The following is a 21321-nucleotide window of genomic DNA, read 5'->3' on the forward strand; positions in this document are numbered from 1 at the left end:
AAAGAGTAAGTCATGGTTCAGGCAATTGTCTTTCTGCCTCTGCTGGGCGCCATTCTGGCTGGCCTGATCGCGCTGTTCGGCGCGCATGCCCGCAACCCCTCGGGCGACGAGCTCGAGCATCACGGCGACCACGGCCATGGCGCTCATGCCCATGCGTCCGACAAGATCAACGAGGATGCCTCCGTCATCCACGAGAGCCATCACGACGACGCTCACGACGATCACGGCCATGGCCCGACCGAGCCGCCGGCGGCGGGCTCGCGCGCAGCCGAGCTGATCACCACCGGGCTGCTGTTCGTCTCGGCGGCCTTGTCCTGGATGACGCTGGTCGACGTCGGCTTCATGCATCACGACTACAGGATCCAGCTGCTGCCCTGGATCTTCTCCGGCGATCTCCAGGTCTGGTGGACGCTGCGCGTCGATACGCTCACGGCCGTGATGCTGGTAGTGGTGACGACCGTCTCCTCGCTCGTGCACCTCTATTCCATCGGCTACATGGACGAGGACCCGAACCGGCCGCGCTTCTTCGGCTATCTCTCGCTGTTCACCTTCGCCATGCTGATGCTGGTGACGGCCGACAATTTGGTGCAGCTGTTCTTCGGCTGGGAAGGCGTGGGTCTCGCCAGCTATCTCTTGATCGGCTTCTGGTACCAGAAGCCCTCGGCGAACGCCGCCGCCATCAAGGCCTTCGTGGTCAACCGCGTCGGCGACTTCGGCTTCGCGCTCGGCATCTTCGCGGTCTTCATGCTGGTCGGCTCGACCGACTTCGAGACCATCTTCCACGCCGCGCCCGGCCTCACCGGCAAGACCATCAACTTCCTCGGCTGGCACGCCGACGCGCTGACCCTGACCTGCCTGTTGCTGTTCATGGGCGCGATGGGCAAGTCCGCCCAGTTCCTGCTGCACACCTGGTTGCCAGACGCGATGGAAGGCCCGACCCCGGTGTCGGCGCTGATCCACGCCGCGACCATGGTCACGGCCGGCGTCTTCATGGTGGCGCGCCTGTCGCCGCTGTTCGAGCTCGCCCCGACCGCCCAGGCCGTCGTGATGTTCTTCGGCGCGACCACGGCGTTCTTCGCGGCGACCATCGGCCTCGTCCAGAACGACATCAAGCGCATCGTCGCCTACTCGACCTGTTCGCAGCTCGGCTACATGTTCGTGGCGATGGGGGCGGGGGCCTATTCGGTCGGCATGTTCCACCTGTTCACCCACGCCTTCTTCAAGGCGCTGCTGTTCCTAGGCTCCGGCTCGGTGATCTACGCGATGCACCACGAGCAGGACATCCGCAACATGGGCGGCCTCTGGAAGAAGATTCCCTACACCTATGCGGTGATGGTGGTCGGCACGCTGGCGCTGACCGGCTTCCCGCTCACCGCCGGCTACTTCTCCAAGGACGCGATCATCGAGTCCGCCTACGCCTCGCACAATCCGTTCGCGGTGTACGGCTTCCTGATGACGATCATCGCCGCCGGCCTGACCTCGTTCTACTCCTGGCGCCTGATCTTCAAGACCTTCCACGGCGAGCCGCATGACGAGCATCATTACGAGGCCGCGCATGAGGCTCCGCTCTGGATCCTGATCCCGATCGGCGTGCTCGCAGTCGGCTCGTTCGTCGCCGGCCTGCCGTTCAAGGAGCTGTTCGCCGGTCACGGGGTCGAGGAGTTCTTCCGCGAGTCCGTGAAGATGAACCCGCACATCATCGAAGAGATGCATCACATCCCGCAGACCATCGCCTTCCTGCCGACGGTGATGATGGTGCTGGGCTTCCTCGTCTCCTACCTGTTCTACATCCGCCGGCCCTATCTGCCGGTCGAGCTCGCGAACACCCAGCCGATGCTGTACCAGTTCCTGCTCAACAAATGGTACTTCGACGAGCTCTACGACATCATCTTCGTCCGTCCGGCGAAGTGGATCGGCTACCAGCTCTGGAAGAAGGGCGACGGCTTCATCATCGACGGCTTCGGCCCCGACGGCGTCTCGGCCCGCGTGCTGGACGTCACCCGCAACGTCGTCAAGATCCAGACCGGCTATCTCTATCACTATGCTTTCGCCATGCTGATCGGCGCCGCCGGCCTGATCACCTGGTTCATGTTCGGCTTTGGAGGCCAGTAAATGACAACCTGGCCCATTCTTTCGGTCACGACGTTCCTGCCCCTGGTCGGCGCGCTGATCGTCTATCTGAGCCGCGGTGACGACGAAGCGGCGCGGCGCAATTCGCGCTGGATCGCGCTCTGGACCACGCTGATCACCTTCGCGGTGTCGGTGATCCTGGTCATGCGCTTCGACCCCAGCAACCCCGACTTCCAGTTCGTCGAGAAGGCGAACTGGCTCGCCACCGGCATCACCTACCACATGGGCGTCGACGGCATCTCACTGCCGCTCGTGATCCTGACCACCGCCGTGATGCCGTTCTGCATCGTCGCGAGCTGGAAGGCGATCACCAACCGCGTCCGCGAATACATGATGGCGTTCCTGATTCTGGAAACGCTGATGATTGGCACCTTCTCGGCGCTCGATCTCGTGCTGTTCTACCTGTTCTTCGAGGGCGGCCTGATCCCGATGTTCCTGATCATCGGCGTCTGGGGCGGTCCGCGCCGGGTCTATGCCTCGTTCAAGTTCTTCCTCTACACGCTGCTCGGCTCGGTCCTGATGCTGCTCGCCATCATGGCGCTGTACTGGAACGGCGGCACCACTGATATCCCGACCCTGATGCACACCGCGGTGCCGCGGTCGTTGCAGACCTGGGCGTGGCTCGCCTTCTTCGCGTCCTTTGCGGTGAAGATGCCGATGTGGCCGGTGCACACCTGGCTTCCCGACGCGCACGTCGAGGCACCGACCGCGGGCTCCGTGGTCCTCGCCGCGATCCTTCTGAAGATGGGTGGCTACGGCTTCCTGCGCTTCTCGCTGCCGATGTTCCCGCTGGCCTCGCACGACTTCGCGCCGCTGGTGTTCACGCTCTCGGCCATCGCCATCATCTACACCTCGCTGGTCGCCCTGATGCAGGAGGACATGAAGAAGCTGATCGCGTACTCCTCGGTCGCGCACATGGGCTTCGTCACCATGGGCATCTTCGCCGGCACCATGCAGGGCGTCGCCGGCGGCGTGTTCCAGATGATCTCGCACGGCATCGTCTCCGGCGCGCTGTTCCTCTGCGTCGGCGTCGTCTACGACCGCCTGCACACCCGCGAGATCGCGGCCTATGGCGGCCTCGTCAACCGGATGCCGCTCTATGCGATGACCTTCATGGTGTTCACCATGGCCAATGTCGGTCTGCCCGGCACCAGCGGCTTCGTCGGCGAGTTCATGACGCTGCTCGGCACCTTCAAGGTCTCGATCCCGACCGCGTTCTTCGCCAGCTTCGGCGTGATCCTCTCGGCGGCCTACGCACTATGGCTCTATCGCAAGGTCGTGTTCGGAGCGCTGGTCAAGCCGCAGCTGGCGAGCATGAAGGATCTCACCTTGCGGGAGTGCGTCATTCTATTCCCGATGATCGCGCTGACGATCCTGTTCGGCGTCTATCCGAAGCCGGTGCTCGACATGTCGGCCGCCTCGGTCCAGCAACTCGTCAACAATTACAACACCGCCGTGACGGCCGTGAAGGCTGCCGCACTGCTCCAGTGATCGGGCAGGTCAGGATATCGCCATGAGCTTTTCGACTGCAGGTTATCAACTGGCGCCGGTGCTGCCCGAGCTCGTGCTCGCGGTCGGCGCGATGGCGCTTCTCATGCTCGGCGCCTATCGCGGGCAGGAGACGACCAGGACCGTGACGTCGCTGGCGGTGGTGCTTCTGATCGTGGTCGGTGCGCTCGTCTACATGCAACCCGCCGGCAAGCAGGTGACGTTCGGCGGCAGCTTCATCGTCGACGACTTCGCCCGCTTCATGAAGATCCTGGCCCTGATCGGCTCGGCCGTGACGCTCGTCCTGTCGACCGAGTTCCTGTCCGACCCGTCGCGCCGGATTTTCGAATACGCCATCCTCGTGCTGCTCTCGACGCTCGGCATGATGGTGCTGATCTCGGCCGGCGACCTGATCTCGCTCTATCTCGGCCTCGAATTGATGTCGCTGGCGCTCTATGTCGTCGCGGCCTCGAACCGCGACAACGCCAAGTCGACCGAAGCCGGCCTGAAGTACTTCGTGCTCGGCGCGCTGTCCTCGGGCATGCTGCTGTACGGGGCGTCGCTGGTCTATGGCTTCACCGGCACGGTGAGCTTCACCGGCATTGCCGCGGCCGCGACGGTCTCGAATGTCGGCCTCGTCTTCGGCCTGGTCTTCCTGCTCGTCGGCCTCTGCTTCAAGGTCTCGGCCGTGCCGTTCCACATGTGGACGCCTGACGTCTACGAGGGCGCGCCGACCCCGGTCACCGCCTTCTTCGCGTCCGCGCCGAAGGTCGCCGCGCTCGCAGTCTTCACCCGCGTGACGCTCACCGCATTCCCCGGCATCGTCTCGCAATGGCAGCAGATCCTGGTCTTCGTGTCGATCGCCTCGATGGCGCTCGGCTCCTTCGCCGCGATCGGCCAGAGCAACATCAAGCGCCTGATGGCCTATTCATCGATCGGCCACATGGGCTTTGCGCTGGTCGGCCTTGCCTCCGGCACGGTGGAAGGCGCGCAGGGCGTGTTGATGTACATCGTGATCTATGTCGCGATGACGCTCGGCTCGTTCTCGATCATTCTCGCCATGAAGCGCAACGGCCAGGCCGTGGAGCAGATCAGCGATTTCGCCGGCCTGTCGCGCACCAATCCGCTGCTCGCCTTCATGTTCGCGATGCTGCTGTTCTCGCTCGCCGGCATCCCGCCGCTCGCCGGCTTCTTCGCCAAATGGTACGTCTTCGTCGCCGCCATCAAGGCGAACCTGTTCACGCTCGCCGTCATTGGCGTGCTGACCAGCGTCGTCGGCGCCTACTATTATCTCGCCATTGTCAAGACGATGTATTTCGACGAGCCGGCCGGCCGGGTCGATCCGGTCCGCATCGAAGTGCGGACGGTGCTGGCGGTCGCTGGCCTGTTCAACCTGCTGTTTGCGCTGTTCGCGGGGCCCGTGGTGAGCGTCGCCTCCGCCGCGGCAAAGTCGTTGTTCTAGGATGGCCTTCGCGCTCGGTCCTCGCGCATCGGCTGCGGGCTACAGGCTCGCGGCGTTCGAACGGACCGGCTCGACCAATACCGAGGCGATCGATTACGCCAGGGCCGGCGAGCGCGGCCCGATGTGGTTCGTCACGTCCGAGCAGACCGCCGGCCGCGGCCGGCGCCAGCGCGCCTGGATCGCGCCGCGCGGCAATCTCGCTGCCAGCATCCTCGAAGTCATGGACGTTGCCCCCGCCGTCGCCGCCACGCTCGGCTTTGCCGCGGGGCTGGCCGAGGAGGCGGCGCTGGAGAAGGTGAGCCTCGAGGCTTCGCTCCGTCTCGGCGAAGGCCGGCCCCGCTACGCGCTGAAATGGCCGAATGACGTGCTCGCCGGCGGCAAGAAGCTGGTCGGCATTGGCCTCGAGGCCGAGGCCGTCGGTGGCGGCCTTGCCGTCGTGGTCGGTATCGGGACCAATGTGGTCGCCGCGCCCGAGGGCACCCCGACGCCCGCGGTGTCGCTGGCCGCCCTCGGCGTCCAGATCAGCGCCGAGGAGCTATTCATGGCGCTGTCGGATGCCTGGGTCGAGTTCCGCGGCATCTGGGACAATGGCCGCGGCTTTGCCGAGATCCGCAGGCTCTGGCTGGAGCGCGCCGCCGGTCTCGGCGAGAAGGTTGCCATCCACACGGGAATCATGACGCTGGAAGGTGTTTTTGACACGATCGACGACACCGGCTGCCTGATCGTCCGCACCGCGGAGGGCCGCCTCGTGCCGGTGGCGGCCGGCGAGGTGTTCTTCGGCCCCGCCGCCTCGGTGGGAGCAGCGTGATGGCAAGGCCGGACGAATTGGTGTTTGCGCCGCTCGGCGGCGTCGGCGAGATCGGCATGAACCTGTCGATCTACGGCCTCGGCAACCGTCACCAGCGCGCCTGGCTCGCGGTCGATCTCGGCGTCTCCTTCGGCGATGAGGAGCATCTGCCCGGCATCGATCTGATCATGCCCGACATCTCCTTCCTGGAGAAGGAGCGCAAGAACCTGATGGGCCTCGTGCTGACCCACGCCCATGAGGATCATTTCGGCGCCATCATCGACCTCTGGCCGAAGCTGAAATGCCCGATCTACGCCACCAGGTTCAGCGCCGCGCTGTTCGAGGCCAAATGCACCGCCGAGCGCAACGCGCCCGAGATTCCGGTCACCGTGGTGCCCTCAGGCGGCCGTGTCGATATCGGTCCGTTCAACGTCGAGTTCATTCCGGTGGCGCATTCGATTCCGGAAGCGCATGCGCTGGCGATCCACACCGACGCCGGCATCGTGCTGCACACCGGCGACTGGAAGATCGACCCGACCCCGACGCTTGGAGCCGCGACCGACGAGAAGCGGCTGCGGGAATTGGGCGAAGAGGGCGTGCTCGCCTTGATCGGCGATTCCACCAATGCCGTGCGCGACGGCCGTTCGCCCTCGGAGGCCGAGGTCGCCCGAACCATCATCGACCTCGTCAAATCCGCCAAGGGCCGCGTCGCGGTGACGACGTTCGCCTCCAACGTCGCCCGCGTCAAAGCGGTGGCTGACGCCGCGAGGGCCGCGGACCGCGAGGTCGTCGTGGTCGGCCGCGCCATGGAGCGCGTGGTGCAGGTCGCGCGCGAGACCGGTTATCTCGAGGGCGTGCAGAATTTCCGCTCGCCCGAGGTCTATGGCCACCTGCCGCAGGACAAGGTGCTGGCGCTGTGCACCGGAAGCCAGGGCGAGCCGCGCGCCGCGCTGGCTCGCATCGCCAATGACGACCATCCTGAAATCACGCTGAACCGCGGCGATAGCGTCATCTTCTCCTCGCGCACCATTCCCGGCAACGAGAAGGCGGTCGGCTCGATCATCAACAATCTGGTGCTGCAGGGCGTCGAGGTCATCACCGACCGCGATGCGCTGGTCCACGTCTCCGGCCATCCCCGTCGCGACGAGCTGCGCGATATGATCTCGTGGGTGAAGCCGCAGATCCTGATCCCGGTCCACGGCGAGGCCCTGCACTTGCATGAGCACGCCAAGCTCGCCCGCGCCGCCGGCGTGCCGCGCGTGCTGGTCTGCCGCAACGGTGACCTCGTCAAGCTCGGCCCCGGCGATCCCGGCATCGTCGGCGAGGTGCCATCGGGGCGGCTCTACAAGGACGGCACGATCCTGGAAGACTCCAAGTCCCGTGCCGTCGTGGAGCGGCGCCGCATGGGCTTTTCCGGCTGCGCCTTCGTCGCCATCGCCATGAACGCGCAGGGTGAGCTCGCCGGTGATCCCGAGCTCGATTTGGTCGGCATCCCCGAGAAGAACAGGGCCGGCGAGACCTTCGACGACATCGTCTTCGATGCCGTGATGTCGACCATCGAAGGCCTGCCGAGGGCGCGCCGGCGCGATCCGGACGCCTTGGCCGAGTCGGTGCGACGCGCTGTCCGGGCCGTGATCAACGAACATTGGGGCAAAAAGCCCCCCTGTCTGGTACATGTACTGACGGTATAGGGAGGGGAACATGTTGGGCAGGCTCAACCATGTCGCGATCGCGACCAGGGACGCGGTCAAGGCCGCGAAGATCTACGGTGCGGCCTTCGGCGCCCAGATTTCCGAGGCCGTGCCGCTGCCCGAGCACGGCGTCACCACCGTGTTCGCGACCCTGCCCAACACCAAGATCGAGTTTATCGAGCCGCTCGGCGAGGCCTCGCCGATCGCAAAGTTCATCGAGCGCAATCCCGACGGTGGCATCCATCACGTCTGCTACGAGGTCGTCGACATCATCGCCTCGCGCGACACGTTGGTGAAGGAGGGCGCGAGGGTGCTCGGCGACGGCGTGCCGAAGATCGGCGCCCACGGCAAGCCGGTGCTGTTCCTGCACCCGAAGGATTTCTCCGGCGCTCTCGTCGAGATCGAGCAGGCATAGGGCCGCGTCATGGCCATCCAGATTTCAACCTGGCTCGCGATCTATTTCGTGCTGTGGTGGGTCATGCTGTTCGTGACGCTGCCGTTTGGCGTGCGCAGCCAGCACGAGGACGGTGTTGGCGCGCCCGGCACCGACCCCGGTGCTCCCATCCTCACCCGCATGGGGCACAAGCTGATCTGGACCACGATCATCTCGGCAATCGTGTTCGGCATTGGCCTTGCGGCCTATCATGCCGGCTATCTCTCGATCGAGCGCCTGTCGAAGATGATGGGAATGCCATTTTAAGTTTTGATTGGCGTTGTTATGGGGTCAAAAATGACATTTCAGCGTATCGTCATTGCGCTTCTGGTGCTGATCGTCGCAGGGCTCGGTGCCATCGGCTATTTCGAATGGCGGATGGCGGTGCAGGTGCGCACCCTGAAGGCGTTCGTTGAGGGCTATGTCTTCAACGAGGCCGTGCTGGCCTGCGAGCAGGCCAAAAGCTCGACGCCGTTCAAATGGAACGGCGGCAAGAGCACCTCGGTGATCGGCCTGAACTCGGTCAAGACGGACAAATACACGGTCAGCGCCAGCTACACGCTGGTCGCGGACAGCGTCTATTGCGACTACGATCCGATCAAGAGAAAGGCCGACATCGGCTCCAGCTTCCTGGAGCGGGAGACCTTCTAGCTAGATCGCGCGGCGCTGCCGGCCGGCGAAGAGACCGTAAACAAACAGCACGACGATCGCGCCGACCACGGCACCGATCAGGCCCGCACCCTCGCCAGGGCGATACCAGCCCAGCGCTTGCCCAAGATACGAAGCGACGAAGGCGCCGACGATGCCGAGGATGGTCGTCAGGATGAACCCGGACGGTTCATTGTCGCCCGGCATGATGAACTTGGCGATCACGCCGGCGAGAAAGCCAATGATGATGGTCCAGAGAATGCTCATGAGTACACCTTTTCGAGTTGAGCCGCTGCTTCTATGCGTCGGGCAGGCGTCCATCCGGCGTGTATTTGTCGATGGCGGAAGGAAGCTCGCGGGTTAGCCGTGAGACGATCTCCTCCTGGGAAAGCCCGGTCTGCTGCGCGAGCTTCTCAAGGACGTCGCTGCCGATGGCTTGCTTGAGCTCCGGCGGGGAGATCTCCTTGTTGGGGCCTGGCTTCACCCATGAATCGGCGATCTCGCCCTGCCCATTCTGGTTGAACCTCTCCAGGAGCTCGCCAATCCCGCCATTGAGCAGGCCCCCGATTCCGCCAGCGCCGAGCATGCCGCCGAGATTGCCGAGCATGCCTCCGAGCGGCTGCTGGCCGCCCGTGGACGAGCCGGCGCCGGCGCCTTTCAGCAGCTCCGCCAGCTTGTCGCGATTTTGATACCCGGCGATGGCCAGCATCGCCAGCAGGGCAGTCATGGAAGGCATTCCGCGGCTCATCGCTAGCTCCTTTTAGAAGGTCAGAAACCCAAAACCGTCTCAGCCTGCTTGGGTTCCTCAATCGACCAATCGGAGCTCGCGACCAAGCGTCCCAGCTTGGCCGCCACCAAAGCAGCGGGTGGCAGACAGCGTACATTGTGGCTACGATCCGATGAAAAGAATGGCCGGATCGGCTCGAGCTTGCCAGCATCGGGAGTAGCGATCCGGCCCAGACATGGGATGGGATCGCAATGACCGGGGACCGGGCAGGGGACTATCGGATTTTGCACGAGGCGGACTTGCGGGACTATCTCGCAGGCTTGCCTGATATCTCCGCGCTCCTTGGCGGCGAACCGGCGTCTTGGGCGATCACCGAGGTGGGCGACGGCAACCTCAACCTCGTCTTCATCGTCAAGGGCGCACGCGGCGGCATCGCCGTGAAGCAGGCGCTGCCTTACGTCCGCCTCGTCGGCGAGAGCTGGCCCTTGCCGTTGTCGCGCGCCCATTACGAGTATCTGGCGCTGTCGCGCCAGGCCCAGCTCGCGCCTAGCCTGGTGCCGGCCGTGCTGCATCACAACGAGACCCTGGCGCTGACCGTGATGGAGCTGCTCGAGCCCCACATCATCATGCGCAAGGGCCTGGTCGCGGCAACGCGCTATCCACGCTTCGTGGACGACATCACCACCTTCATGGCGCGGACGCTGTTCTTCACCTCCGACCTCGCGCTATCCGCGGCCGAGAAGAAGGAGGCCATCGCGGCCTTTGCCGGCAACCATGCGCTCTGCAAGATCACCGAGGACCTGATCTTCACCGATCCCTACCGCATCGCCGAGCAGAACCGCTGGACCGCGCCCCATCTCGACGGCCTTGCCGCGCGCTTGCGCGAGGACTTGGAGCTGCACGTCGTAATCTCCCGGCTGAAGCTGAAATTCATGGCGGGTCCGGAAGCGCTGATCCATGGCGACCTCCACACCGGCTCGATCATGGTCACGGATAGCCAGACCCGCGTGATCGACCCGGAATTCGCGTTCTACGGTCCGATGGGCTTCGACGTCGGCGCGGTGCTGGCCAATCTCCTGATGGCCTATTTCGCTTCCGCCGGCCACGAGCGCGCGCCGGGCGAACGGGCGGCATTCGAGGCCTGGGTGCTGGAGACGGTCGAGCAGGTCTGGACCGAGTTTACCCGAAAGTTCCTCGATCTCTGGCGGGCGGGAGGCACCGGCGATGCCTATCCAGTCTCGCTTTTCGCCGGCGAACAGGGTGCCGCGCGGTTGGAAGCCGAGCGACAAAGCTACATGCAACGCCTGTTCGCCGACGCTGTCGGCTTCGCAGCCGCAAAAATCATCCGCCGCATCTTCGGCCTCGCCCACAACATCGATTTCGAGCTGATCGAGGACCCGCGCACGCGGGCGGTCAGCGAAGCCCGTGCCGTGCGGCTGGCGAGGGCGATGATGGTGGAGACGGCGTCGTTCCGGACCATCGCGGATGTGACGAATGCCGCGCGAAAACTGCGGGACTGGATGCCGGAATTGTCGGGCTGAACCAGCCACATGATGAGGCGCCCGCCCCACGCTCCGTCATTACGAGATGAGAGATCGTCCCCGGAACGTTAGTAAAGCCGCATCGGCAGCAGGACGCCGTCCGCGCCGGCCAGCAAACCCCAGGTCTCGTTGGCCGCGACCTCGAACTCCCGGCTCACTGCCGCTCCGCCATCCACCTTGAGGGTGACCTTGTACCTGCCGGGCGGCAGATCGAGCTTCTGGCTGTCCGGCAATTTGCCTGCGGCACCGTCGGAGTTCGCCAGTTCTTCGCCGGCGTGCGCCGCCAGATGGACGGCCTGGTCGGCGACGGTGATCACCGCCGCTTCATCCGTCTTGTTGCCGAGCATCAGCCTCACTTGCCCCGGCTTCGGCAGCAGGCCGATGGTCGCCGGAGCGAATTTGCGCCTCGACAGCTCGGCAATTGTCTTGCCGTCCTGACGTGAGAGCCGGAGCAGGAGCGGTCCCTCTCTCGTCAGGAACGTGATCACGGCCCGGTCCGGCTCTTCGAGCGCACCGTCTTTCTCCGTCCCGCCACGCTTGCCGAGTGCGTCGCGATAGAAGCCGAGCACAGAGGCGAAATCGCGCGGCGTCTCGGCGTAGATCGACCGGATCTGCGGCGATTCTTTCGCCGTCGCGAGGGCCCACCCTTCGGGCAGCGGCAGGCCGGTATGCTCGGAGAGCTTGGCTTCGAAACGTGCCCCCGCACCGCGCGCCATCATCCCGACGGGGATGCTGAGCAGTCGTTCGACGAAATTGTCCAGAGCGTCATGGCTCCGGACCGCCCACCAGGTCTGGTCGACATTGTCGTTCGCGCCGGAGGTGCGACTCCAGCCGAACTGGATAGCGTTTGTCGCGCTCTCTCCACCCAGGCCGGCCGCGACCGGGCGCGCCAGCACGGCCGTCGCGGCGACCAGACCCGTGGCGAGCAGGGCACCTAGCGTTCGGCGATGCATTTTTGCGCCATCCCTTGGGGCTCAGATAATGATCCTGAGCTTGGTCGCCTCGATCACGAAAAATGTTCATCGATCCTACCCGCCCGATGACGCACCGCGTCATTGCGCCTCCGCCGAAAGCATGCCTCAGGAACCGGCATCATTTGCCGTCAAAACGAAGCTTGCTTTCGGCAGGCGACGAATGATCAAATCACTTGTCGGAATAAGCCTGCGTCGGGGGGACACATGATGTTCAAGACCATCGCGATCGTTGCCGGTTTGGGACTGGCGCTCGCCGCCACAGCGGAGGCGCAGACACCGCGCAAGGGCGGAACCATCCGCATGACGGCGCCCTACGGCTCGAGCTTCACCAGCCTCGACATTCACACCACGCAGCGGGCCCAGGACGAGATCTACGCCAAGGCCCTGCACCGTTCGCTCTACATCTGGAATTCGGCGGAGGGCAAGCCGGTGCTGGAGCTCGCCAAGGAGAGCGTGGTCTCGGGCGGAGGCCTCGTTCACACCTTCAAGCTGCGCGACGACGCCTATTTCCATAGCGGCCGCAAGATGACCGCCGACGACATCATCTGGTCCTACAACCGCATCATGGACGGCAGCAAGGCCTATCCCGGCGCGCGTTACGTTCGCGTCATCGAGGGCGCGGCCGCAGTCGAGAAGGGCCAGGCCAAGGAGATCTCCGGCCTGAAGAAGATCGACGACTTCACCATCGAGATGAAGCTGACCGAGAAGGTCGATCCGGGCTTCTACTTCTTCACCGCGCTGACCTCGATCTATCCCGCCGACGAGGCCGCCAAGGAAAGCTTCATCCAGAAGCCGATCGGTCTCGGTCCGTTCAAGTTCGTCGAGCATGTGCCGGGATCACGCATCGTCCTGGAGCGCTGGGACCGGTTCTACAAGCCAGGCAAGCCCTATGCCGACAAGATCGTCGTGTCGGTCATGGGCGAGGCCGCGGCGCGCGACGTCGCCTTCCGCAACAAGGAGATCGACACCTCGGTGCTGGGACCTGCGCAGTACGTCGCCTACCAGTCCGACGCCGACCTCAAGGGCACCATCGTCGAGGTCGCCGAGGTGTTCACGCGCTACATGGGGATGAATCCCGCGGTCAAGCCGTTCTCCGACAAGCGCGTGAGGCAGGCGATCAATTACGCCATCGATACCGATTTGATCATCAACAAGCTGGTCAAGGGCAAGGCCTACCGCGCCACCAGCTGGCTGCCGCTGACCTCGCCGGCCTACGACAAGGCGATGAAGCCTTACCCCTTCGATCCCGCCAAGGCCAAGCAATTGCTCACCGAGGCGGGCTACGCATCCGGCTTCGAGTTCGAATGGACCACCAGCCAGAATGAAAGCTGGGGCCTGCCGATCGTCTCGGCCGTCATCCCGATGCTGGACAAGGTCGGGATCAAGGCCAAGGTCAAGCAGGTCGAAACCGCGGTGCTGGCGGAGGTGGTCCGCACCGGCGATTACCAGGCCTTCATCTATTCCCAGGCGAGCGGCCCGGATCCTCAGGCCGCGCTCAAATGCTTCCATTCGGCGACGCCGCAGGCGGCCTGCAACTACACGACCTACAAGAATCCCGACTTCGACAAGATCCTCGATGAAGCCGGACAGGCCGACGATCCCACAAAGCGCATCCAGCTGATGCAGAAGGCCAATGCGCTGCTCTACGAGGAGGCCCCGGTCTGGTTCTTCAACTACAACAAGGCTGTCATGGCGGTGCAGCCCTGGCTCAAGGGAATTCAGCTCAACGCGACGGAGCTGACCCACCAGAACGTCGAGGACCTCTGGGTCGACGAGACCTCGCCCGCGAAGTGACACGCGCGCTCCCTCCGGCGCGACCCGGCGGGGGAGGGAGCGGGGAAAAGTTGAGATGCTCGCGTTCCTGATCCGCCGCGTCCTGCAGACCATTCCGACCGTGCTCGCCGTGGTGCTGCTGGTGTTCGTGCTGTTCAGCGTCGTTCCCGGCAGCATCGTCTCGAGCATGAGCGACGACAGCGATCCGCAGGTCGAGCTGCGCATGAAGAAGCAGTTCGGCCTCGATCAGCCCGTCTATATGCGTTTCGGCACCTATATCGCCGGGCTCGCGACCGGCGATTTCGGAACCTCGTTCCGGACCCGTGAGCCTGTCACGACGATGATCGCCAAGCGGGCTTGGCCGACGCTGCAGCTGATCTTCGCGTCCATGGCGTTTGCGGTACTGATCGGCGTGCCGCTCGGCTTCGTCGCGGCCTTGCGGCCGGGCAGTCTCGTCGACACCGTCTCGATGATGCTGGCAGTGTCCGGCCTGTCATTGGCCAAGTTCTGGCTCGGACTGCTCTTGATGTACCTGTTCGCGCTCAAGCTCGGCTGGCTGCCGAGTTTCGGCTATGGCGATGGTGGCCTCAAATACCTGATCCTGCCCGCCGTAACGCTCGGTGTCTCGCCGATGGCGCTGCTGGCGCGGACCACGCGCGCCGCGGTGCTCGAGATCATGACCGCGGATTTCGTCCGCACTGCGCGCTCCAAGGGCATGAGCGAGACCAGGGTCGTCAAGTGGCACGTCATGCGCAACGCGCTCGTCCTCATCCTCACGACCATGGGCCTGCAGTTCGGCGCACTGATGGGGCAGGCGGTGGTGGTCGAGAAACTGTTCTCCTGGCCGGGCATCGGCTCGCTGCTGGTCGACAGCGTGCTCCAGCGCGACATTCCCGCCGTCCAGGGCTCCATCCTCGTCGTGGTGATGTTCTTTCTCGCGATCAATCTGTTGATCGACATGCTCTACGGCGTGATCGATCCCAGGATCAGATACGCATGAAGCTCCGCGCCAATCTCGTCATCGGGGGAGCGTTGTTCGCGCTGGCGATCGTCGTCGGCCTGCTCGCGCCATGGCTGGCACATACCGATCCCGTGATGGACGCCAACCTCATGAATGCGGAGGAGCCGCCGAGCTGGACCTGGTGGTTCGGTACCGACGCGCAGGGCCGCGACATCTATTCCCGCGTTCTCTACGGCGCGCGCGTCTCGCTGACGGTCGGCATCGTCTCGCAGCTCATCAACAGCGTCATCGGCGTGGCGCTCGGCCTCAGCGCCGGCTATTTCGGCGGCTGGTGGGACGATGTCGTCAACGCGCTGACCAATCTCATGCTCGCGATCCCCTCGCTGATCTTCGCGCTCGCCATCATGGCGGTGCTCGGTCCCGGCCTGACCAGCCTTTTGATCGCGCTCGGGCTGACCAACTGGTCGTTCACCTGCCGCCTCGCACGGGCCTCGGCACTGTCGCTGCGGAGCCAGGGCTATGTGCAGGCGGCCACCGTGCTCGGCTACGGTGATGTGCGCATCATGATCACGCAGCTCCTGCCGAACATGCTGGGACCGATCGTCGTCATCGGCACGCTGGGCATGGGCAGCGCGGTCCTCTCGGAAGCCGCGTTGTCGTTCCTGGGCCTCGGCGTCCGCCCGCCCTTTCCGAGCTGGGGCAGCATGCTGTCGGAAGCGCGCGAGCAGATCACGACGGCGCCGTGGCTTTCGATTTTCCCGGGCCTTGCCATCTTCCTCACCGTGCTCGGCCTCAATCTGCTCGGCGATGGTCTGCGCGACATCCTCGATCCGCAATCGCGGAGCCGGCGCATATGACCGGCGCGCCGCTGCTCGAGGTCGAGAATCTCCGCATCGATCTCGATGACGGAGCGAGGCGCGTTGCGGCGGCCGAAGGCATTTCATTCCGCATCGATGGCGGCGAGACGTTCGGCCTCGTCGGCGAGTCCGGTTGCGGCAAGAGCATCACGGCGCTCGCTTTGATCGGCCTGCTGCGGCCACCCTTGTCGATCGCCGGCGGCGTCATCCGGTTCCAGGGCCAGGAGATCCAGCACCTGTCCGCCGCCCGGCAAAGGCAGCTGCGCGGCAATCGCATTGCCATGATCTTCCAGGAGCCGATGACGGCACTGAACCCGGTCTCGCCGGTGGGGCGGCAGATCGCCGAGATGTTCGTGCTGCACAAGGGCAAGAGCTGGCGGGAGGCCAACCAGCTGGCTGTCGAGGCGCTCGCGAGCGTCCGCGTCCCAGCGCCGGAGCGGCGCGTGAAGGACTATCCGCACCAGCTGTCCGGCGGCATGCGCCAGCGCGTGATGATCGCCATTGCGCTGGCCTGCGGTCCGGACCTGCTGATCGCGGACGAGCCGACGACGGCGCTCGACGTCACCGTGCAGGCGGAGATCATCGAGCTGATGCGCAATCTGTGCGCCGAGCGCGGAACGGCGATCCTGATGATCAGTCACGATCTCGGTCTTGTTGCCAACGTCTGCCGCCGCGTCGCCGTCATGTATGCCGGTCGCATCGTCGAGGAGCGCGGCTCGGCCGACATCTTCCGAGCGCCCTCCCATCCCTATACGCAGGGCCTCGTCGATTCCCTGCCGCGGCTTGGCAGCCGCGCTGCGCTCGGCCGCAGCAGGCTCAAGGAGATCGCGGGCGTCGTGCCGGCGATCACGCGCTTCCCTGATGGCTGCCGGTTCAATCCGCGTTGCGCGCAGGCGACGGATATTTGCCGAACCACCGCGCCGCAGACGGATGGGCTGGAGGCGGGCGGTTTCGTCCGGTGTCACCACCATGCATGAGCCAAAGGGGAGAGCGGATGACGATGTGATCCTCAGCGTGGAGGATCTCGCCGTTCATTTTCCGCTTGGAGGCGGCCTGCTGGGCCGCGGCCGTCGGCTGCTCCGCGCCGTCGACGGCGTCGACCTCAGGCTGAAGCGCGGCGAATGCCTCGGCCTCGTCGGCGAATCCGGCTCCGGCAAGTCGACGGTCGCGCTCTCGATCCTCGGCCTGCTGACGCCGACGCGCGGCCGCATCGTGCTGGACGGGCACCTCGTCACGAACCGGCAATCCGGAGACCGGAAAGCGCTCGCCCGCATCGTGCAGATCGTGTTTCAGGATCCCTACGCCTCGCTCAATCCGCGCCAGACCGTTCGCCGCACGTTAGAGGATCCCCTGCGCGTGCACGGCGTGACCGCGAAAAGCGAGATCGAGGACCGCGTCGCGACGATGCTGAGGCATGTCGGCCTGCGCCCCGAGCAGGCCGACCGCTATCCGCATGAATTCTCCGGCGGCCAGCGCCAGCGCATCGGCATCGCGCGGGCGCTGATCCTCAACCCGAAGATCGTCATCTGCGACGAGCCGGTCTCGGCGCTCGACGTCTCGATCCGCGCCCAGATCATCAACCTGCTGCTGGAATTGAAGGACACGCTCGGCCTGTCCTACATCATGATCAGCCACGACCTCGGTGTGGTCGAGCACATGAGCGACCGCGTCGCCGTGATGTATCTCGGCCGCATCGTCGAGAACGGCGATTGGCGCGAGATTTTCGAACGTCCGGCGCACCCCTATACGCAGGCCCTGATCGCGGCCATCCCCGATCCCTTGCGCCACGCTCCGCTGGCAACGACCGGCGGCGACCTGCCCAACCCGCTCAACCCGCCGAACGGCTGCGCCTTCAGCCCGCGCTGCCGCTACGCGGAGGCGGTGTGCCGGAGCGAGCCGGGGCCGTCGCTGGAGACGCGGGTGGATGGGCACGCGGTGCGGTGCTGGCGGCGTGAGGAGATTGCGGGACGGATGGCGTTAGTCTCGACCACGGGCTAATGCGCCGAAGGGGGTACGTCCATTCCACACCAGGCGGTGGTTTTTCGCCGTTTCCATGTAGCGACCAGGTACGCGTAAAGACCCAAAATCGCGGTCCACAGCATGATCCGAAGTGGTTTCGATCCGCCGCTATCGACGAGGCCGTATAGCGTCAGGAGGAAGTAAACGACTGCGCATCCTAGGAGGGTCCATTTCAGCGCGCCTCTCGACATTCCAGAACCCTATCACACCCCGGCGGCCCAGTTGACGATCTCCTTCATACCATACCGAGGTCGGGTTGTGGCCCATCGGCGAAGTTGCGCCTCGGCGGTAGGTAGTCCGCTCGTTGAGCCAGAGCGGACCAGATTTGCTCAAATCTGAGTTCTTCGCGTTTTAACACGCAGCAGAAGTGGCGCGTCAGCAGGATGTCCGCTTGGCGCCATTACAGGCCGGGTGGGCCAGGTAGCACTTTGACTCCAAAGCATGCGAAAGCTCAGTCTTGTCCGGAACCTGATCGCACGGTTATGGCGGTAACTTCGTCACAAGTCTGTTAGCATCTTGCGGGCTTCCACGAGATCGAGCGTTTCTAAGCCTTCGCTGAACCAGCTGTAGATCGGCACAAGAACGTCGCGCGCCTCTCGCCGCATGCCGCGTGACGCTTGCAGCTTGGCGCGCGCAATGCTTGCGCGAAGCTCGGGCAACTTTGCTCCCTGGGCGGCGGCGATTTTGATCGCGGTCTCGAACTCCGCGTCCGCTTGATTTTCCGCCTGCTCCCCGCCTGTCAGCAACAGCAGTTCACCGCGCTCCCGGTGAAGCTCGACGGCGCACCAGCTCTCGAGACTTGCGTCCGCAATTGCGACCGCTTCGTCGATGATCCGAAGCCCGGTCATGGCGTTTCCGGCCTTGCGATGAAGCGCCGCGCGCAACCCAAGATGGTGCGGAATGCGTAGTCCCGCGCTGGTTCGCCGGAGATCCTCAAGCCCAGTATCAAAGTCCGCCAGACCTTCCTCAAGCCTGCCGGATTCAGCGATCGCCCAGGCGCGAACGAGGCTGGCCCATGCACGATAGTAGTCGAAGCGGTACTCGGTGCAGACGTCGCGCGACTCTGCCGCGGCTTTCAGTGCGGCATCGGGCTCTCGCCGGAATTGACAGAGCATGGCCAGATAATTGAGCGCGAGCGCGATGCTGAATGGATGTGAAATCTCGCGCGCGATGGCGAGCCCTTCCTCAGCAATCTTAAGGCTACGAATCGGATAACCGAGATGCCAGTCGCAATGACTCATGTAGGCGCGGCAGAATACGCTCATGTCGATTCCGTACACCTCGGAATAATAGCGGCCGCGGTATTCGCCGGCTTGCGCACTTCTCTCAAGCTGGTCGCGCGAGAATTGAAACTGGCCGAGGTGGAATGAGAGCACGCCCGCAAGATGATCGGCTTCGGCCTGGCGTACCGGATCACCGCTTCGTTTTGCTATCGCCTCCGTCTCCGCGACGATGCTCGCGGCTTCGCGCAATTTGGCGCGCACGTGGTAGACGTGGCCGAGCCCCTTCAGCGCGGCGGAGAGATCGGCCTCGCTCTGCAGCTCACGGCTGAGCTCCTGCGCCCGCTGGAATGCCGCTTCTGCCTCGCCTGAAGCAAACCCTTTTGTTGCAATCAGCGGTCCTCCAAGTCCGAGCTGTAAATCAAGCTCGAAGCGCGAGCGTGATGCTCCGGAAGGAAGTGTCTGGGCGCACTCTAGCCCCGATCTCAGATGGGCAATTGCTTCCATATTCGCGGATCGGGCGGCCGCAAGTCCCCCCGCCCTCAGCCAGTATGGAATGGCCTTCTCTGCCAAGCCCGCCTCGCCGAAGTGACGGGCGACCAGCTCCGGCTGCGCTTCGACAAGTTGCGGAAAGAGCGCTTCGATCGATGTGGCAATCCGTGCGTGCAGCTCCTGGCGGCGCCGCTTGAGAAGGCTTTCGTAGGCGGCGTCGCGCACAAGGGCGTGCTTGAAAACATAGGTGGCGGCAGGTGCGAGGCCCCGCCGGAAAACGAGCTCCGAGGCTACCAAGCGATCAAGCGCCGCGGCGAGCTCCACCTCTGGCATCGACACGACCGCAGCAAGCAACTCGTGATCGAATTCGCGGCCGATACAGGCTCCGATCTGGGCGACCTCCTTGACTGGAGCAAGACGGTCAAGCCGCGCCATCAATGAATCGTGCAGCGTCGCGGGGATCGCCAACGACGGGAATACGCCCGCGAGGACGTAGCGAGCGCCGGTGTAGCGGAGGATCCCGGCTTCAAGAACAGCCTTCGTGAGCTCCTCTGTAAAGAGCGGCACTCCCTCGGTCCGCGCCAGAATCTGGTCGAGGACCTCGGCGGGAAGCGCTTTGCCTTCGGTGATCCGGTCGACGAGTACAACCACCTGCGCCTTTGGCAAGCGATTCAGCATGAGCAACGTGACGTGAGGAAAACCGGTCCATGGCGGCGGGAGTTCCGGGCGGAATGTAGCGACGAGCAGCACTGGCAGGTCCTGAATACGATCCACGATCTGGTCGAACAGCTCGCGCGAGGTCGGATCAAGCCAGTGCGCATCTTCAAGCACCATCATCACCGGGCCACGACCGGCAAGTCGATCGAGCCGGGCCACGAACGTGCGAAACAGGAGCGCCTTCCTTTGCTGCGGCGACATCTCTGGCTGGGTGCTCGGCCTCTCAGTTAGAATGCCGAGCAGATCGGCAAGGAGCTGGATTGCATCGCCAGATAGCCCCTCGCCGTTTTCGCCAAGGAGTAGTTCGAGGCGCTCGAGCCGTTTTTCCGCAGCATCCTCAGGTGCGAACCGCGCCTCCCGCTCGAGCTGCGAGATGAAGGGAAAGAGCGAGCTGTTCAGGTGATGCGGCGAACAGGCGTAGCTAACGAGCGTGATTTGTTCAGCCTGTAGCCGTTCGCGCAGCGCGCGCACCAATCGTGATTTTCCGATTCCCGGCTCGCCAAAAATAGGGACGGCCTGTCCAGCCCCTCCTTCTGCAAGCCGCCACCGTGACATCATCAAATCGAGTTCCTCGCCGCGCCCGACGAGTGGCGTGACGTGGGCGCCGTGCAACGCCTCGAACCTGCTCTCTGCCCTGCCTTCGCCGATGACCCGCCACGCTTGCACCGGCTCCGCAAAGCCCTTGAGCTGAAGGGACCCGAGCTCAACAAATTCGAAGAGATCGCCGACCAGCCGGCGCGTGCTGTCGGCGATAACGACCGTACCAGACTCCGCAACCTGCTGCAGACGGGCCGCGAGATTAGGGGTCTCTCCAGTGACCGCTTCCTCTTTCGCAGCACCTTCCCCGAGCAGATCACCTACCACGACCAGGCCGGTGGCGATGCCGACGCGTGCTGCCAGCAGACCTCCCGCGCCTGATGACATGCCGCTGACCGCTGTTGCGACCGCAAGTCCTGCCCGGACTGCTTGCTCTGCTGCATCTTCGCTTGCGCGCGGCCAGCCGAAATAGGCCTGCACACCGTCTCCCAGAAACTTCGCGACGTGGCCCTCCAGTCGCACAATCTCTGCCGCCACTGTGTTCGAGTAGGCTCGCATGACCTCGCGCAGCTCCTCGGGATCGAGACGGCGGCTGAGGTCGGTCGAGCCGACGAGGTCGACGAACATGAGCGTGAGCCGACGGCGCTCCACCAACGCGGGCGGCCGCGCCGCCAGGTTCGCTGGTAGTAGACCGATTGCATCGAGAAGCTTCCTACGGTGGCCGACGGCCTGGACTCCAATCTCCTTGAGATCTTCAACCGTCAGTTGGGGCAGGATCTCGAGATCAATTCCGTTGTCGCGGAATGTCTGCTCATAGGATTGGAGGCCTAGGCTGCGCAGCCATTCTCCGATGTCCAACTTCGT

18 protein-coding genes are annotated in these 21321 nt (G+C 64.4%); 14 read left to right on the top strand and 4 right to left on the bottom strand.

The genetic code is table 11. The features are described 5' to 3' along the window. The first annotated feature begins 12 nt into the window (after nucleotides 1-12). The 8 genes from nuoL to ABIA40_RS09980 are packed head-to-tail and all read left to right on the top strand — an operon-like array spanning nucleotide 13 to nucleotide 8642. Entirely contained in the window at nucleotides 13-2112 is a 2100-nt protein-coding gene (nuoL, locus tag ABIA40_RS09945) for an NADH-quinone oxidoreductase subunit L (RefSeq protein WP_157283557.1), read from the top strand. Next, nucleotides 2113-3621 carry an NADH-quinone oxidoreductase subunit M gene (locus ABIA40_RS09950; RefSeq protein WP_036025336.1) on the top strand — a complete coding sequence of 503 codons (1509 nt, stop codon included), beginning with the start codon at nucleotides 2113-2115 and terminating at the stop codon, nucleotides 3619-3621. 22 nt (nucleotides 3622-3643) lie between these two features. Continuing rightward, nucleotides 3644-5080, top strand: coding sequence for an NADH-quinone oxidoreductase subunit NuoN (nuoN, locus tag ABIA40_RS09955; RefSeq protein WP_225113103.1), 1437 nt, complete (start codon nucleotides 3644-3646; stop codon nucleotides 5078-5080). 1 nt (nucleotide 5081) lies between these two features. Next, a complete protein-coding gene (locus ABIA40_RS09960) occupies nucleotides 5082-5888 on the top strand; it encodes a biotin--[acetyl-CoA-carboxylase] ligase (protein WP_404540848.1) in 807 nt (268 codons plus the stop codon). Next, nucleotides 5888-7558, top strand: coding sequence for a ribonuclease J (locus tag ABIA40_RS09965; protein ID WP_404540850.1), 1671 nt, complete (start codon nucleotides 5888-5890; stop codon nucleotides 7556-7558). Before ABIA40_RS09960 ends, ABIA40_RS09965 begins: the two co-directional genes overlap by 1 nt. Before the next feature lie 10 nt (nucleotides 7559-7568). After that, entirely contained in the window at nucleotides 7569-7973 is a 405-nt protein-coding gene (gene mce / locus ABIA40_RS09970) for a methylmalonyl-CoA epimerase (protein ID WP_157283560.1), read from the top strand. Between the two features lie 9 nt (nucleotides 7974-7982). Further along, on the top strand, nucleotides 7983-8258 hold the full coding sequence (locus tag ABIA40_RS09975; RefSeq protein WP_025036606.1) for a DUF1467 family protein: 276 nt from the start codon (nucleotides 7983-7985) through the stop codon (nucleotides 8256-8258). 30 nt (nucleotides 8259-8288) lie between these two features. After that, nucleotides 8289-8642 (top strand): hypothetical protein, encoded by a 354-nt coding sequence (locus ABIA40_RS09980; protein WP_036025327.1) that lies wholly within the window; start codon nucleotides 8289-8291, stop codon nucleotides 8640-8642. On the opposite strand, the gene ABIA40_RS09985 is transcribed toward ABIA40_RS09980, so the two are convergent. Beyond that, nucleotides 8643-8906 carry a GlsB/YeaQ/YmgE family stress response membrane protein gene (locus tag ABIA40_RS09985; RefSeq protein WP_028178196.1) on the bottom strand — a complete coding sequence of 88 codons (264 nt, stop codon included), beginning with the start codon at nucleotides 8904-8906 and terminating at the stop codon, nucleotides 8643-8645. It lies immediately after the preceding gene. Between the two features lie 31 nt (nucleotides 8907-8937). Next, the gene (locus ABIA40_RS09990; protein WP_036025325.1) at nucleotides 8938-9387 is read right to left on the bottom strand and encodes a YidB family protein; all 450 of its coding nucleotides are present in this window, start codon (nucleotides 9385-9387) and stop codon (nucleotides 8938-8940) included. Nucleotides 9388-9617: 230 nt separating this feature from the next. On the opposite strand from ABIA40_RS09990, the gene mtnK reads away from it, so the two are divergent. Continuing rightward, on the top strand, nucleotides 9618-10907 hold the full coding sequence (gene mtnK / locus ABIA40_RS09995; protein ID WP_404540853.1) for an S-methyl-5-thioribose kinase: 1290 nt from the start codon (nucleotides 9618-9620) through the stop codon (nucleotides 10905-10907). A 68-nt stretch (nucleotides 10908-10975) separates the two neighbouring features. Here mtnK and ABIA40_RS10000 read toward each other — a convergent pair whose 3' ends face one another. Beyond that, nucleotides 10976-11803: a hypothetical protein gene (locus ABIA40_RS10000; RefSeq protein ID WP_404540855.1), complete on the bottom strand. Its 828-nt coding sequence runs from the start codon at nucleotides 11801-11803 to the stop codon at nucleotides 10976-10978. Between the two features lie 282 nt (nucleotides 11804-12085). Here ABIA40_RS10000 and ABIA40_RS10005 point away from each other — a divergent pair, with 282 nt between their 5' ends. Genes ABIA40_RS10005 through ABIA40_RS10025 form a run of 5 tightly spaced genes read left to right on the top strand, consistent with a single transcriptional unit; the run spans nucleotide 12086 to nucleotide 17470 of the window. After that, the gene (locus tag ABIA40_RS10005) at nucleotides 12086-13675 is read left to right on the top strand and encodes an ABC transporter substrate-binding protein (RefSeq protein WP_404540857.1); all 1590 of its coding nucleotides are present in this window, start codon (nucleotides 12086-12088) and stop codon (nucleotides 13673-13675) included. 55 nt (nucleotides 13676-13730) lie between these two features. After that, nucleotides 13731-14654, top strand: coding sequence for an ABC transporter permease (locus ABIA40_RS10010; protein WP_404540859.1), 924 nt, complete (start codon nucleotides 13731-13733; stop codon nucleotides 14652-14654). Beyond that, on the top strand, nucleotides 14651-15472 hold the full coding sequence (locus ABIA40_RS10015; protein ID WP_225140052.1) for an ABC transporter permease: 822 nt from the start codon (nucleotides 14651-14653) through the stop codon (nucleotides 15470-15472). Before ABIA40_RS10010 ends, ABIA40_RS10015 begins: the two co-directional genes overlap by 4 nt. Further along, nucleotides 15469-16449 carry an ABC transporter ATP-binding protein gene (locus tag ABIA40_RS10020; protein ID WP_275499812.1) on the top strand — a complete coding sequence of 327 codons (981 nt, stop codon included), beginning with the start codon at nucleotides 15469-15471 and terminating at the stop codon, nucleotides 16447-16449. Before ABIA40_RS10015 ends, ABIA40_RS10020 begins: the two co-directional genes overlap by 4 nt. Further along, nucleotides 16442-17470 (top strand): ABC transporter ATP-binding protein, encoded by a 1029-nt coding sequence (locus ABIA40_RS10025; RefSeq protein WP_404540862.1) that lies wholly within the window; start codon nucleotides 16442-16444, stop codon nucleotides 17468-17470. The genes ABIA40_RS10020 and ABIA40_RS10025 overlap by 8 nt, the downstream gene beginning before the upstream one ends. Before the next feature lie 518 nt (nucleotides 17471-17988). Here the strand turns inward: ABIA40_RS10025 and ABIA40_RS10030 are convergent. Beyond that, nucleotides 17989-21315: an AAA family ATPase gene (locus ABIA40_RS10030; protein ID WP_404540864.1), complete on the bottom strand. Its 3327-nt coding sequence runs from the start codon at nucleotides 21313-21315 to the stop codon at nucleotides 17989-17991. Nucleotides 21316-21321: the final 6 nt, after the last annotated feature.

Source organism: Bradyrhizobium sp. USDA 223, from assembly GCF_044909005.1.
GTDB classification, from domain to species: Bacteria; Pseudomonadota; Alphaproteobacteria; order Rhizobiales; family Xanthobacteraceae; genus Bradyrhizobium; species Bradyrhizobium yuanmingense.

Bases quoted from the DNA above. Each gene is read 5' to 3' on its own strand.
- ABIA40_RS09980 (WP_036025327.1), top strand. From the start codon at position 8,289: ATGACATTTCAGCGTATCGTCATTGCGCTTCTGGTGCTGATCGTCGCA.
- ABIA40_RS09950 (WP_036025336.1), top strand. From the start codon at position 2,113: ATGACAACCTGGCCCATTCTTTCGGTCACGACGTTCCTGCCCCTGGTC.
- ABIA40_RS10005 (WP_404540857.1), top strand. From the start codon at position 12,086: ATGATGTTCAAGACCATCGCGATCGTTGCCGGTTTGGGACTGGCGCTC.
- ABIA40_RS10025 (WP_404540862.1), top strand. From the start codon at position 16,442: ATGCATGAGCCAAAGGGGAGAGCGGATGACGATGTGATCCTCAGCGTG.
- ABIA40_RS10020 (WP_275499812.1), top strand. From the start codon at position 15,469: ATGACCGGCGCGCCGCTGCTCGAGGTCGAGAATCTCCGCATCGATCTC.
- ABIA40_RS09990 (WP_036025325.1), bottom strand. From the start codon at position 9,387: ATGAGCCGCGGAATGCCTTCCATGACTGCCCTGCTGGCGATGCTGGCC.
- ABIA40_RS09960 (WP_404540848.1), top strand. From the start codon at position 5,082: ATGGCCTTCGCGCTCGGTCCTCGCGCATCGGCTGCGGGCTACAGGCTC.
- nuoN (WP_225113103.1), top strand. From the start codon at position 3,644: ATGAGCTTTTCGACTGCAGGTTATCAACTGGCGCCGGTGCTGCCCGAG.
- ABIA40_RS09975 (WP_025036606.1), top strand. From the start codon at position 7,983: ATGGCCATCCAGATTTCAACCTGGCTCGCGATCTATTTCGTGCTGTGG.
- ABIA40_RS10015 (WP_225140052.1), top strand. From the start codon at position 14,651: ATGAAGCTCCGCGCCAATCTCGTCATCGGGGGAGCGTTGTTCGCGCTG.
- mtnK (WP_404540853.1), top strand. From the start codon at position 9,618: ATGACCGGGGACCGGGCAGGGGACTATCGGATTTTGCACGAGGCGGAC.
- nuoL (WP_157283557.1), top strand. From the start codon at position 13: ATGGTTCAGGCAATTGTCTTTCTGCCTCTGCTGGGCGCCATTCTGGCT.
- ABIA40_RS10010 (WP_404540859.1), top strand. From the start codon at position 13,731: ATGCTCGCGTTCCTGATCCGCCGCGTCCTGCAGACCATTCCGACCGTG.
- ABIA40_RS09985 (WP_028178196.1), bottom strand. From the start codon at position 8,906: ATGAGCATTCTCTGGACCATCATCATTGGCTTTCTCGCCGGCGTGATC.
- mce (WP_157283560.1), top strand. From the start codon at position 7,569: ATGTTGGGCAGGCTCAACCATGTCGCGATCGCGACCAGGGACGCGGTC.
- ABIA40_RS09965 (WP_404540850.1), top strand. From the start codon at position 5,888: ATGGCAAGGCCGGACGAATTGGTGTTTGCGCCGCTCGGCGGCGTCGGC.